Below are 13,216 nucleotides of genomic sequence, written 5' to 3'. Positions count from 1 at the left end.
ACCAGGGCCAGCGCCGCCTCGGGACCCGGGCAGGTCACCTCCAGGGACGACGACCGGCCCGGCTCGGTGAGCGAGCCGTGCGCCAGGAACGCGCCGCGCCACGCGGCCTCCGCGTCACAGGTGGCCCCGGACACGACCTGCGGCGGCAGGCCGCGGATCGGCCGGCCGCGCCCGTCGACCAGGCCGGTCTGCCGGGCGAGCTGGTCGCCGCCGGCCACCACCCGCACCACGTACCGGCTGCCGCGGCGCAGCCCGCCGGGAGCCATCACCACCAGGTCGGAGGCGTGCCCGAAGATCTCCAGGATGTCCTTGCGCAGCCGCCGCGCCGCGATCCCGGTGTCCAGCTCCGCCTCGATGACGATCCGCCCGCTGACCAGGTGGAGTCCGCCCGCGAAGCGCAGGATCGACGAGACCTCCGCCTTGCGGCAGCAGGTCCGGGTGACGGGAAGCCGGGAGATCTCGTCCTTCACCGCTGCCGTCATCGCCATGGGCCGATCCTTCCACGCATACGAAAAATCCGGTCATACGCGGCGGCCAACAGCTCCGGGTCGTGCCGCGGCCCGTCAGGGGCGGCAACCGGGGCCAGTTCGACCGTGCCCCCCAGTCGCTCGGCAGCCTCGGCGAGACTGTCGCGGTCGGGGGCGGCGGCTTCGTCGGCCAGAACCACGTCGATGGTGAGTTTAGGGGCGTGTCGCCCCAAAACCTCCAAGTGACGCTGCGGAGAAAATCCTTCGGTCTCTCCGGGCTGCGGCGCGAGGTTGAGGGTGAGCACCCGCCGGGCCCGGGTGGTCATGAGCGCCTCGGCCAGTTCCGGCACCAGCAGATGCGGGATCACCGAGGAGAACCAGGAGCCCGGCCCGAGCACCACCCAGTCGGCGTCCATCACGGCCTGCACCGCCTCGGGCACCGCCGGCGGGTCGGCGGGCACCAGCTGGACCTCCTGCACCTCACCGGGCGTCAGCGCGACGGTGGCCTGCCCGCGGACCGTCGAGATCTCCTCCGGCCGGTCCGGGTCGTGGCCGCGCACCACGGCGTGCAGGTCCAGCGGCACCGCGGACATCGGCAGCACCCGGCCGTGCGCGCCGAGCAGCCGCCCGACCCACTCCAGCGCCGCCACCTCGTCGTTGAGCTGCTCCCACAGCGCGACGATCAGCAGGTTGCCGACGGCGTGGCCGTGCAGGTCCCCACCGCTGACGAAGCGGTGCTGGACGACCTTGGCCCAGGTCCTGCCCCACTCGTCGTCCCCGCACAGCGCGGCGAGGGCCTTTCTGAGGTCGCCGGGGGGCAGCACGCCCATCTCCGTGCGCAGCCGTCCGCTGGAACCGCCGTCGTCGGCGACCGTGACCACCGCGGTCAGGTCGCCGGTGATGCGGCGCAGCGCGGACAGCGAGGCGGACAGCCCGTGGCCGCCGCCGAGGGCGACCACCTTCGGCGGCACCCCGGAGCGCCGGCCGCCCGCCGTCGTGCGGCTGGAACGACGCAGCCGCCGACCCGTCTTGATCACTCGCGCCCCATGTCCCTGTGCACCGTCACCGTCTCCACTCCGTCCGCCGCCAGTCGCGCCGCGAGCCGTTCCGACATCGCCACGCTGCGGTGCTTGCCGCCCGTGCAGCCCACCGCGATGGTCACGTACCTCTTGCCCTCGCGCCGGTAGCCCGCCGCGATGATGTGCAGCAGCTCGGCGTACCGGTCGAGGAACTCCTTGGCGCCGGGCTGGTTGAACACATACGTGGCCACCTCGTCGTTGAGCCCGGTGAAGGGCCGCAGCTCCGGCACCCAGTGCGGGTTCGGCAGGAAGCGGCAGTCCACCACCAGGTCGGCGTCGACGGGCAGCCCGTACTTGAATCCGAACGACATGACGGTGGCCCGGAGTTCCGGCTCCTCCTCACCGGCGAACTGCGCGTCGAGCTTGGCCCGCAGTTCGTGCACGTTGAGGCTGGAGGTGTCGATCACCAGGTCGGCGTCGCCGCGCAGTTCCCGCAGCAGGTCGCGCTCGGCGGCGATGCCGTCGACGATCCGGCCGGAGCCCTGCAGCGGGTGCGGGCGGCGGACCGACTCGAACCGGCGGACCAGCGCGTCGTCCGACGCCTCCAGGAAGATCACCCGCCGCTTGACGTTGCGGGTGGCGAGGTCCGCGAGCGACTCGCGCAGGTTGTCGAAGAACTGGCGGCCGCGGACGTCCACCACGACGGCGATCCGCGCCACGTTCCCCTGCGAGCGGGCCCCCAGATCGACCATGGTCGGGATGAGCGCGGGCGGCAGGTTGTCGACCACGAACCAGCCGAGGTCCTCCAGGCACTTGGCCGCGGTGCTGCGGCCGGCCCCCGACATCCCGGAGATGATCACGAGTTCGGGGATCGGCGCCAGCGGTTCGCCCGGCCCGGTGCCGGTGGGATGGCTCGCGCCGGTCCGATGGGTGGTTTCGTGTCCGTGTTCCATGTCCGCCGTGTCCTGCTCGCTCATGTGCCGTTCCCCCGATGGTCGGACGGGACCGCGGTGCGCGGCGCCCCGTCACTGTCCTCGATGATCTCGCCGTTCGCGGTCTCGACGGCGGGTTCGCTCCCGGCGCCCGGTGCGCTGCCCGTGTCGGCGGGCGCCGGGTCCGGTGCCGGTGCCGCGGCCGGTGCCGAGGCGGGCGCCGGGCCCGCCGCGGGTGCCGCCGGGCCGTCGGCGGGCGCCGGCGCCGCGGCGGGCTCGTCCTCGATGATCTCGCCCGTGGCGGTGTTCACCGCCGGTGCGGCCGGGGCCGCGGACGCCAGCGCCGCGGCGACCGTCTCCGCGGTACGGCGGCCGACCCCCGGCACCTGGCAGATCTCGTCGATGGTCGCCGCCCGCAGCCGCTTCAGGGAACCGAAGTGCTTCAGCAGCGCCTGCCGGCGCGTCTCGCCGAGGCCGGGCACGGAGTCCAGCGCGCCCGCCTTCATCGACTTGGAGCGCTTGCTCCGCTGGTAGGTGATGGCGAAGCGGTGGGCCTCGTCACGCACGCGCTGCAGCAGGTACAGGCCCTCGCTGCTGCGCGGCAGGATCACCGGGTCGTCCTCGCCGGGCAGCCAGACCTCCTCCAGCCGCTTGGCCAGGCCGCACACGGCGACGTCGTCTATGCCCAGCTCCTCCAGGGCCTTGCACGCCGCGGCCACCTGCGGCTGCCCGCCGTCGACCACCACCAGCTGCGGCGGGTAGGCGAACTTGCGCGGCCGCCCGGTGTCGGGGTCGATCGGGCCGCCCGCCACGCCGTTCCCCGCCTCCGGGCCGTCCGCGGAGTCCACGGCCGGGAGCACCACGGGCACGTCGCCGTTCGGGGCCGCCGAGGAGCCGTCGGGCAGCTCCTCCTCCCACTCGCCGGTGCGCTGCTTCTCCTGCAGATAGCGGCGGAAGCGGCGGGAGATGACCTCGTGCATCGAGCGCACGTCGTCCTGCCCGGCGAAGGACTTGATCTGGAACCGGCGGTACTCGCTCTTGCGGGCCAGGCCGTCCTCGAAGACCACCATGGACGCCACGACGTCGTCGCCCTGCAGATGGCTGATGTCGTAGCACTCGATGCGCAGCGGCGCGGTGTCCAGGTCGAGGGCGGTGGCGATCTCCTCCAGCGCCCGCGAACGGGTCGTCAGGTCCGAGGCGCGCTTGGTCTTGTGCAGGGCCAGCGCCTGCTGGGCGTTGCGCTGAACGGTGGCCATCAGGTCCTTCTTGTCACCGCGTTGCGGCACGCGCAGGCTCACCTGCGAGCCGCGCCGCTGCGACAGCCACTGGACGAGCGGTTCCACGGGCTCGGGGAGCGCGGGCACCAGCACCTCCTTGGGCACGCCGCCGCTGCCGCCGGACTGCTCGGCGTCGCCGGACTCGTCACCGTAGAGCTGCTGCAGGGCGTGCTCGACGAGATCGGCGGTGTCGACCGCCTCGACCTTGTCGGTTACCCAGCCGCGCTGGCCGCGCACCCGGCCGCCGCGGACGTGGAAGATCTGCACGGCGGCCTCGAGTTCGTCCTCGGCGACCGCGATGAGGTCGGCGTCGGTGGCGTCCGCGAGCACTACCGCGTTCTTCTCCATGGCGCGGCGCAGCGCCTCCAGGTCGTCCCGCAGCCGGGCCGCCTGCTCGTACTCCATCGCCGCGGCCGCGTCCTTCATCCGCTGTTCCAGGCGGCGCAGATAGGTGCCGGCGTGACCGGCCATGAAGTCGCTGAACTCCTCGGCGAGTTCACGGTGGTCCTCGGCGCTGATCCGGCCGACGCAGGGCGCCGAGCACTTGCCGATGTACCCCAGCAGACAGGGGCGGCCGATCTGCGCGGAGCGCTTGAACACCCCGGCGGAGCAGGTGCGGACGGGGAAGACCCGCAACAGCAGGTCGACGGTCTCGCGGATGGCCCAGGCGTGGGCGTACGGCCCGAAGTAGCGCACACCCTTGCGCTTGGGGCCGCGCATCACCTGGACCCGGGGGAACTCCTCGTTCATCGTCACCGCCAGCGACGGATAGCTCTTGTCGTCGCGGTACTTGACGTTGAACCGGGGGTCGTACTCCTTGATCCAGGAGTACTCGAGCTGCAGCGCCTCTACCTCGGTGGACACGACGGTCCACTCCACGGACGCCGCGGTGGTGACCATGGTGGCGGTGCGGTGGTGCAGGTTGGTGATGTCCTGGAAGTAGGAGGACAGCCGCGCGCGCAGGCTCTTCGCCTTGCCCACGTAGATCACGCGGCGGTGCTCGTCCCGGAACTTGTAGACCCCGGGAGAGTCGGGAATCTGGCCCGGCTTCGGTCGGTAGCTGCTGGGGTCTGCCATGCCTCCCACCCTACTGGCGGGGCGTGACAATCCTGCCTCCGGCGCGGGACGCGGGCGGAGCGCCCCGGGCGGGCCGGGCCGGGCCGCGACGAGCCCGCTCAGACGCCGCCCAGAGGCCGCTCGAACGCTGCCCAGACGCCGCCGAGAGGCCGCTCGGACGCCGGCGCGGGCCGTCCGCGGGCCGTCGGGGCTCAGGACGCGGCGGGGCCCGTGGTGAGCTTGCCGCCGGACTCGGTGACGGGCACGGAGGGCAGCGGCCGGGTCGCCGGGCCCTGGACCACCGCCCCGGTCTCGGCGTTGAACTTGCTGCCGTGGCACGGGCACGAGGCCGTGGTGCCGTCCACGGTGTCCAGCACGCAGCCCTGGTGCGTGCAGACCGCGCTGAACGCCTTGAAGGTGCCCTGGGACGGCTGGGAGACCAGCACCTTGTCGTCCCGGTACAGCTTGGCGCCGCCCACCGGCACGGCCGTCGCGGAACCGAGGTCGGCGGCGGCGGTCGGGCCCGCGGACGAGCCGTGCTTGCCGCCGCAGGCGGTCAGGCCGGCGCCTGCGGCTCCGGCCAGTGCCGCCCCGCACAGGACGGTACGGCGGCGGGCGGAAGGTTCGGTGGACATGGACGCTCCAGGGTGGGGCGGGCCGCGCGGGCGCCGGCCCGCAGCCGCCGCCGACAGCCGGCCCGCGACGATCGTGCGGATCGACTGTACGGCTTCCGCCTGTCCGCGGGCTCTGAGCGGGGCCCGCGCCGGAGGTCACCCCCCGGCGCGGGCCCCTGCCCGGAAAACGGCAGGGAAAACGGCACGGAAAACGGCACGGGTCCCGCCCGGAACCGCACTCAGGCCCGGCCGGCCGCCCGCTTCCGGGGCGCCGCCTTCTTCGCGGTGGTCCCGGTCCCGGCCTTGCCCGCCGTCCTGGCCGCGGTCTTCGCCGCGCCACCGCTGGTGGCCCGCTTCCTGGGCGCGGGCACCGCCGCGTCGCTGACCGCGTCGGGGCTGAGGATGTCCCGCAGGAACTTCCCGGTGTGGCTCGCCGGGATGCCCGCGATCTGCTCCGGGGTGCCCTCGGCGACCACCAGGCCGCCCCCGTTGCCGCCCTCCGGGCCCATGTCGATGACCCAGTCGGCGGTCTTGATGACGTCGAGGTTGTGCTCGATGACGATCACCGAGTTGCCCTTGTCCACCAGGCCGGACAGCACCTTGATGAGCTTGCTGATGTCCTCGAAGTGCAGACCGGTGGTCGGCTCGTCGAGCACGTACACCGTGCGGCCGGTCGACCGCTTCTGCAGCTCGGAGGAGAGCTTGACGCGCTGCGCCTCGCCGCCGGACAGCGTCGGCGCGGACTGGCCGAGCCGGACGTAGCCCAGGCCCACCTCGTTGAGGGTCCGCAGATGGCGGGCGATGGTGGGCACCGCCTCGAAGAAGTCCAGCGCCTCCTCGATCGGCATGTCCAGCACCTCGGCGATGGACTTGCCCTTGTAGTGCACCTCCAGCGTCTCCCGGTTGTACCGGGCGCCGTGGCACACCTCGCACGGGACGTAGACGTCCGGCAGGAAGTTCATCTCGATCTTGATGGTGCCGTCGCCGGAGCAGTTCTCGCAGCGGCCGCCCTTGACGTTGAAGGAGAAGCGCCCGGGCAGGTACCCGCGGACCTTGGCCTCCATGGTCTCCGCGAACAGCTTGCGGATGTTGTCGAAGACACCGGTGTACGTCGCCGGGTTGGACCGCGGGGTGCGGCCGATCGGCGACTGGTCGACGTGCACGACCTTGTCGACGAGGTCGTCCCCGTCCACCCGGGTGTGGCGGCCCGGGACGCTCCTGGCGCCGTTCAGCTCGCGCGCCAGGTGGGTGTAGAGGATGTCGTTGACCAGCGTGGACTTGCCGGATCCCGAGACGCCGGTGACGGCCGTGAGCACCCCGAGCGGGAACGACACGTCGATGTCCTGCAGGTTGTGCTCGCGGGCGCCGTGCACGGTCAGCCGCCGCTTGCGGTCCACCGGACGCCGGATCTCCGGCGTGGGGATGGACCGCTTTCCCGCCAGGTACTGGCCGGTGAGCGACTCGTCGTTGGCCAGCAGCTCCTTGAGGGAGCCGGAGTGCACGACCTTGCCGCCGTGCTCGCCGGCGCCCGGGCCGATGTCGACGACCCAGTCGGCGGTCTTGATGGTGTCCTCGTCGTGCTCGACGACGATCAGCGTGTTGCCGAGGTCGCGCAGCCGCACCAGCGTCTCGATCAGCCGGTGGTTGTCGCGCTGGTGCAGGCCGATGGACGGCTCGTCCAGCACGTACAGCACACCGACCAGACCGGAGCCGATCTGGGTGGCCAGCCGGATGCGCTGGGCCTCACCGCCGGACAGGGTGCCCGCTGCGCGGTTCAGCGAGAGGTAGTCCAGGCCGACGTCGACCAGGAAGCGCAGCCGCTCGTTGACCTCCTTCAGCACCCGCTCGGCGATCTTCCGGTCACGGGCGTCCAGCTTCATCGCGCCCAGGAAGTCCGCGCAGTCGCTGATCGACATCGCGGAGACGTCGGCGATGGACCGGTCCTGGACCGTGACGGCCAGCACCACGGGCTTCAGCCGCGCGCCGTGGCACGTCGGGCAGGGCACCTCGCGCATGTACCCCTCGAAGCGCTCCCGGCTGGAGTCGCTCTCGGAGTCCTGGTGGCGGCGCTTGACGAACGGGATCGCGCCCTCGAAGTGCGCGTTGTAGACCCGCTCGCGGCCGTAGCGGTTCTTGTAGGCGACTCGGACCTCGGACTTGTGCCCGTAGAGCAGCGCCTTCTTCGCCCGGGCCGGCAGTCCGGCGAACGGGATGTCGGTGCGGAAGCCGAGCTCGGAGGCCAGTCCGTCGACGAGCCGGTCGAAGTAGCCCTTGGACATGCCGCCGGTCCAGGGCGCGATGGCGCCCTCCGCCAGCGACTTCTCCTCGTCCGGGACGACCAGCTCGGGGTCGACCTCCATCCGGGAGCCGATGCCGGTGCACTCGGGGCAGGCGCCGAACGGCGAGTTGAAGGAGAAGGAGCGGGGCTCCAGCTCCTCGAAGGACAGGTCGTCGTACGGGCAGTACAGGTGCTCGGAGAACATCCGCTCGCGCTGCGGGTCGTCCTCGGGCAGGTCGACGAAGTCCAGGATGACCATGCCGCCGGACAGGCCGAGCGCGGTCTCCACCGAGTCGGTGAGCCGGCGCTTGGCGGAGTCCTTCACGGTGAGGCGGTCGACGACCACCTCGATCGTGTGCTTCTCCTGCTTCTTCAGCTTCGGCGGATCGGTGAGCTGGATTGTGGCGCCGTCCACCCGGGCACGGCTGTAGCCCTTGGTCTGCAGGTCGCCGAAGAGGTCGACGAACTCGCCCTTGCGCTCGCGCACCAGCGGCGACAGCACCTGGAAGCGGCTGCCCTCCTCCAGCTCCAGCACCTTGTCCACGATGGCCTGCGGCGACTGCCGGGAGATGGGCCGCCCGCACTGGGGGCAGTGCGGCTTGCCGATCCGGGCGAAGAGCAGCCGGAGGTAGTCGTAGACCTCGGTGATGGTGCCGACGGTGGACCGGGGGTTGCGCGAGGTGGACTTCTGGTCGATCGAGACGGCCGGCGACAGGCCCTCGATGAAGTCCACGTCGGGCTTGTCCATCTGGCCCAGGAACTGCCGGGCGTAAGAGGAGAGCGACTCCACGTAGCGGCGCTGGCCCTCGGCGAAGATCGTGTCGAACGCCAGAGAGGACTTGCCGGAACCGGACAGCCCGGTGAACACGATGAGCGAGTCCCGGGGCAGGTCGAGCGACACGTTCTTCAGGTTGTGCTCGCGAGCGCCACGGACGGTGAGTCGATCGGCCACGCCAGTGCGCACCTTTCATAGAGAGCGGGGTGGGTCTGTCACAGGAGCCCGACGGGTCGGGCAGCACCCCCCAGAAAGCGTAAACGGGGTGCCCTCGGCATTTCTTCCTGTTCGGGTAGCCGGTCGCCGTCCCGGGCCGCGCGGACCCGTCTTCGGCGGCACCACCGAGCGTATAGCACGCGCATTCGATTTACGGAGTCCTGTCGCCAGGTTCACCCGATCGTGTGCGCGCGCTAGCGTCGAGGTGCGGCGCGCCAGCATCCTCACCAGGGACGCCGGGCAGACAGCCCGTGTCGCCGTCCAGAACGCACCCCGGGAGGTCCCGTGACCGTTCAACGACCCGACCCCGAGCGCGACACCGCCGCCGTGGCGGACGCCACCGCGGAACTGCTGGAAGCCGTCGCGGCCCTGCCCGACGACGCCCTCGCCGAGCCCTCGCTGCTGCCCGGCTGGTCCCGCGGCCACGTGCTCGCCCACCTCGTGGGGAACGCGGACGGCCTGGTGAATCTGCTCACCTGGGCCCGCACCGGCGAGGAGACCGCGATGTACGGCCCGGGCGACGCCCGCGAACGGGCCATCGAGGAGGGCGCCGGCCGCTCCCGGGAGGAGCACATGGCCGCGCTGCGCGAGTCCGGCGCGCGGTTCACCGAGGCCGTCGCGCAGCTCCCGCCCGCGGGCTGGGCGGCCCAGGTGGTGATGCGCACCGGGCGGGTGGTCGCCGCCGCCGAGATCCCGTGGCGGCGGCTGGTCGAGCTGCGGCTGCACCACGTCGACCTCGGCATCGGCACCGGCTGCGACGACCTGCCCGAGGACTTCGCGGCCCGCGAGCTGGCCTGGATCGTGGACGGCCTCACCGGGCACGAGGGCATCGCGGCGGTGCGGCTGCACGACACCTCCGCGGGTCAGAAGTGGACGATCGGCGCCGCGGCGGAACCCGACATCACCGTGAGCGGCGGCACCGCGGCACTGCTGGCCTGGGTGTCCGGCCGGGGTGACGGCGGTGGCCTGTCGGTGAGCCCGGATCGCCCGCTGCCGGTGCTGCCGCCGCTAGGCTGACGGCATGGCGTACACGGGAGAGGTCACCGTCGGCGGTACGCCCGACGTGCACGAACTGGGCGAGCTCATCATCACCAAGGTGGCGGTCGGCCCGATGGACAACAACGCGTACGTGCTGCGTTGCCGGGCGACGGACCAGCAGCTGCTGATCGACGCGGCCAGCGAGCCCGCGACCCTGCTGGAGGTGGTCGGCGACGACGGGCTCGCGGGCGTCGTCACCACGCACCGGCACGGCGACCACTGGCAGGCGCTGGGCGAGGTCGTCGGCGCGACCGGCGCCCGCACCTACGCGGGCCGCCTGGACGCCGAGGGCATCCCGGTGCCGACCGACGTCCTGGTGGAGGACGAGGACACCATCACCTTCGGCCGGATCCGGCTCACCGCGCGCCACCTCGTCGGCCACACGCCGGGCAGCATCGCGCTGGTCTACGACGACCCGCACGGCCACCCGCACGTCTTCACCGGCGACTGCCTCTTCCCCGGCGGCGTGGGCAACACCCACCACGACGCGGCGGCCTTCACGTCCCTGCTGAACGACGTCACCACCCGCCTGTTCGACGTGCTCCCCGACGAGACCTGGGTCTACCCAGGCCACGGCAAGGACACCAGCCTCGGCACCGAGCGCCCCCACCTGAAGGAGTGGCGCGAGCGCGGCTGGTAGCCCGCACCTTCCGCGTCTCCCAGGAGGCCCCCGGCGACCGTGCCGGGGGCCTCCCGGCGTCGGCGTCTTCATTCCCCGGGCCGGACCGGCCGGTTCAGGCCCAGACGTCGGGGCCGCCGCCGCGCCAGTCGATCAATGCGGGGTCGTCGAGCCGCACCTGGTCGGGGTCGAGGCCCGCCCTTCGGAGGAACTCGAGGACGTCCGCAGGGGCGTAGGCCACGCCCAGGACCTCGCCGTCGACCCTCACCCGCCGCCCCGAACCCACGACCGACTCGACCACCACAGGCGCCCGTGACTGTTCCATGCCCTCAGCGTGCCCCGAATCGCCGTCCTGCGCAGGCGACCGCGGGCAGAAGGCCGGACCTCCGGCACGATCGGGCCCGCGCCAAGACCCCGGGCGCACCCGTCGCCGCAGGTCAGAAGGACTCAGGCAGACTCAGGCGGGCTCAGGCGGGCTCAGGCGGGCTCTTCGGGGACCATCAGGGACGTGGTCCTGACGTAGCCGTCGGAGGGGCCGGGAAGGGCGTCGCCGCGCAGATAGCAGCTGAGGACGGTGATGCCCTCGACGATGACGCGGGTGCGCCACTTCGTGCGGTCGTTCCGGGTGCTGGACTCCGGCCAGCGGTCGGCGCGGTAGACGCTGAAGATCTCCCGCATCCGGTGCCGGAGCTCCCGCCCGTTCGGGATGACCAGCACCTCGGCCTCCGCCCTGCGCACCGCGTCCCGGGCCGGGCGGTACGGGTTCGGCGCCGATCCCGGCTCCCGGGTGTAGGCCGCCAGCACCTCGCGCGCCGCGAGCAGTTCGCTCAGCGCCCGCTGGGCCGCGGTGTACCCGCGGGACTCCAGCCGTTCGGCTCTGGCGACCTCGGCCTGCTTCGCCTGCTGGATCCAGCCCGCCACGATCGCACCCCCGGCCCCCACGATCGCCCCGCCCAGTCCCGCCAGCCCACCGATCCAGCCCGCCGCCACCGTCGCGTCCATGCGCGGCATCCTGGCGCAGCCGCCGGCGCCGGCGAGCCGATGCGACCGAGCTGTTACCGGGGCGGGGCAAGGCGGTCGCCGGACAGCAGGGTGCCGGCCTGCTTGACGTGCCGCAGCAGGGGCGAGACCTCCAGGCTCTGGAGCCCGGGCAGGGAGCCGATCCGGTCCGAGGTGAACGTGAAGAGCTCGTCGAGGTCCCGGCAGTGCGCGACGGCGTGCAGGTTGCAGGGCCCGGTCACGGCGGCGGCGAAGGCGATCTCGGGTTCCCGCGCGAGGGTGCGCCCGACGCTCTTGACCGCCGACGGGTGCACACGGAGCCACAGGTTCGCCCGCGCGTGGTAGCCCAGCGCCGCCGCCGCGATCTCGACGTCGATGTGCACGACGCGCCGCTCAAGCAGCGCTTCGAGCCGGCGTGCGGCACGCCCGGGCGTCAGGTCCGCCGCCGCGGCGAGGTCGACCAGGCCGGCCCGGCCGTCCGTGGCGAGAAGGCCGAGCATCCGTTCGTCCTCGGCGGTGAGCCGTACCGGCTCGCGGGCGACGACGGGGGCCTCGGTGAACGGCGTCCCCTCACTGCCGAGCGCGGCCTCCTGCTCCGGTGTGAGCGTGCCGCGCAGCGCCGCCCAGTAGTGACCGCGCCCGCCGACGAACTGACGGAGCATCGCGGAGGCGTTCACGTCGATCACGGCGGCGGTGCGCGGCAGACGCCGGCCGAGGAGTTCGTCGCGTTCCTCGCGGCTCCGCGACCGGACCGCGCAGGTGATCTCGGAGCCCGCGGCGCACAGCGCCACCCAGCTCACGTCGTCGCGCTCGGCGAGGGCGTCGGCGATCGCCGCGACGCTGCCGGGGCGGCAGCGCAGCCGCACCAGCCACTTGCTCTGGCCCAGCGCCCCCGGGTCGACGACACCGGCGACCCGGACGACGCCCTCGGCCCGCAGCCGCCGGTAGCGGCGGGCGACGGCGCCCTCGCCCATGCCGAGGGCGGTCGCGATCGAGGCGAACGAGGCCCGCGGTGCGATCTGGAGTGCGCGGACGAGACGCACGTCGTCGGCCTGCAGAACGGCGGATTCCGCCAGGGGAGAGCCAGTCATGAGGGCGATCCTACAAACCTGCCCGCTCGCAGCCCGCCGACGGCCGCGGTGCGGCCAGACTCGGAACCACGGCCACCCCGCATCGACCCCACCAGGAGATGACGCCCATGACGTCCGCAGAAACCGCCGGGCACCGCCCGACCGCCCCGACCGCCCTGATCGTCGGCGCGTCCCGCGGCCTCGGCCACGCGCTCGCGGCCGAGTTCGCCGACCGGGGATGGAAGGTCGTCGGCACCGTCCGCGACATCGAGACCCGCACACTCCTGCACGAGCTCGCCGACCGCGCCCCCGGACGCGTGTCCGTCGAACAGCTCGACGTCAACGAGCCCGCCCAGCTCACCCGGTTGCGCGAGCGTCTCGCACGGACCGAACTGGACGTGCTCTTCGTCAACGCCGGAACCACCCGGCAGGCGGACACCCCCATCGGCGCGGTGCCGGCCGCCGACTTCGTCGAGGTGATGCTGACCAACGCGCTCGGCCCGATGCGGGTCGTCGAGGCCCTGGAGGACCTCGTGGCGCCGGCCGGGCTGATCGGGGCGATGTCCTCGGGGCAGGGCAGCATCACCAACAACACGACCGGGCTGCGCGAGCTCTACCGCGGCAGCAAGGCCGCGCTGAACATGTTCATGCGCGGCTTCGCGGCCCGGCACTCCGGGGGACGGCGCGCCTTCGTCCTCATGGCCCCCGGCTGGATCCGCACCGAACTGGGCGGGCCGGACGCGCCGTTCACCCTGGAGGAGAACGTGCCGCGGATCGTGGACGTCCTGCTGGCGAAGGCCGGCCGGCCCGGGCTCGAGTACCTGGACTACCAGGGCCGGACGGTGCCGTGGTGAGC

The 13,216-nt window shown here is 72.7% G+C and carries 12 protein-coding genes; 3 read left to right on the top strand and 9 right to left on the bottom strand.

The features are described from left to right. The 6 genes from whiA to uvrA form a co-directional block, all read right to left on the bottom strand. Positions 1 to 488, bottom strand: a 488-nt coding sequence (gene whiA / locus K7862_RS03340; protein ID WP_222960322.1) for a DNA-binding protein WhiA, incomplete at its 3' end; no start/stop codon positions are given. Further along, on the bottom strand, positions 479 to 1,501 hold the full coding sequence (locus tag K7862_RS03335; protein WP_372461493.1) for a gluconeogenesis factor YvcK family protein: 1,023 nt from the start codon (positions 1,499 to 1,501) through the stop codon (positions 479 to 481). The genes whiA and K7862_RS03335, both read right to left, overlap by 10 nt. Beyond that, complete coding sequence (gene rapZ, locus K7862_RS03330) at positions 1,501 to 2,439, bottom strand: RNase adapter RapZ (RefSeq protein WP_372461492.1); 939 nt, start codon at positions 2,437 to 2,439, stop codon at positions 1,501 to 1,503. Before rapZ ends, K7862_RS03335 begins: the two co-directional genes overlap by 1 nt. Positions 2,440 to 2,459: 20 nt before the next feature. Continuing rightward, a complete protein-coding gene (gene uvrC, locus K7862_RS03325; protein ID WP_262412540.1) occupies positions 2,460 to 4,772 on the bottom strand; it encodes an excinuclease ABC subunit UvrC in 2,313 nt (770 codons plus the stop codon). A gap of 191 nt (positions 4,773 to 4,963) precedes the next feature. After that, a complete protein-coding gene (locus K7862_RS03320) occupies positions 4,964 to 5,386 on the bottom strand; it encodes a Rieske (2Fe-2S) protein (RefSeq protein WP_222960316.1) in 423 nt (140 codons plus the stop codon). Between the two features lie 218 nt (positions 5,387 to 5,604). Beyond that, positions 5,605 to 8,595: an excinuclease ABC subunit UvrA gene (gene uvrA, locus K7862_RS03315; RefSeq protein ID WP_222960315.1), complete on the bottom strand. Its 2,991-nt coding sequence runs from the start codon at positions 8,593 to 8,595 to the stop codon at positions 5,605 to 5,607. A gap of 324 nt (positions 8,596 to 8,919) precedes the next feature. Here uvrA and K7862_RS03310 point away from each other — a divergent pair, with 324 nt between their 5' ends. Together K7862_RS03310 and K7862_RS03305 are read left to right on the top strand one after the other, a co-directional pair. Next, the gene (locus K7862_RS03310; protein ID WP_222960313.1) at positions 8,920 to 9,651 is read left to right on the top strand and encodes a maleylpyruvate isomerase family mycothiol-dependent enzyme; all 732 of its coding nucleotides are present in this window, start codon (positions 8,920 to 8,922) and stop codon (positions 9,649 to 9,651) included. Between the two features lie 4 nt (positions 9,652 to 9,655). Beyond that, the gene (locus K7862_RS03305; protein ID WP_222960311.1) at positions 9,656 to 10,312 is read left to right on the top strand and encodes an MBL fold metallo-hydrolase; all 657 of its coding nucleotides are present in this window, start codon (positions 9,656 to 9,658) and stop codon (positions 10,310 to 10,312) included. Between the two features lie 94 nt (positions 10,313 to 10,406). Here K7862_RS03305 and K7862_RS03300 read toward each other — a convergent pair whose 3' ends face one another. The 3 genes from K7862_RS03300 to K7862_RS03290 all read right to left on the bottom strand — a co-directional run bounded on the left by K7862_RS03300 (position 10,407) and on the right by K7862_RS03290 (position 12,381). Then, positions 10,407 to 10,616 (bottom strand): hypothetical protein, encoded by a 210-nt coding sequence (locus tag K7862_RS03300; protein WP_222960309.1) that lies wholly within the window; start codon positions 10,614 to 10,616, stop codon positions 10,407 to 10,409. Between the two features lie 152 nt (positions 10,617 to 10,768). Continuing rightward, complete coding sequence (locus tag K7862_RS03295) at positions 10,769 to 11,293, bottom strand: hypothetical protein (RefSeq protein WP_222960307.1); 525 nt, start codon at positions 11,291 to 11,293, stop codon at positions 10,769 to 10,771. A gap of 53 nt (positions 11,294 to 11,346) precedes the next feature. Beyond that, the gene (locus tag K7862_RS03290; protein ID WP_222960305.1) at positions 11,347 to 12,381 is read right to left on the bottom strand and encodes an Lrp/AsnC family transcriptional regulator; all 1,035 of its coding nucleotides are present in this window, start codon (positions 12,379 to 12,381) and stop codon (positions 11,347 to 11,349) included. Between the two features lie 107 nt (positions 12,382 to 12,488). Here K7862_RS03290 and K7862_RS03285 point away from each other — a divergent pair, with 107 nt between their 5' ends. Then, the gene (locus tag K7862_RS03285) at positions 12,489 to 13,214 is read left to right on the top strand and encodes an SDR family NAD(P)-dependent oxidoreductase (RefSeq protein WP_222960303.1); all 726 of its coding nucleotides are present in this window, start codon (positions 12,489 to 12,491) and stop codon (positions 13,212 to 13,214) included. The last annotated feature ends 2 nt before the right edge of the window (positions 13,215 to 13,216 follow it).

Source organism: Actinacidiphila acidipaludis (assembly GCF_019890725.1).
GTDB lineage: Bacteria > Actinomycetota > Actinomycetes > Streptomycetales > Streptomycetaceae > Actinacidiphila > Actinacidiphila acidipaludis.
Note: the sequence above shows the minus strand (reverse complement) of the source record. Positions and strands in the feature narration are given on the sequence as shown.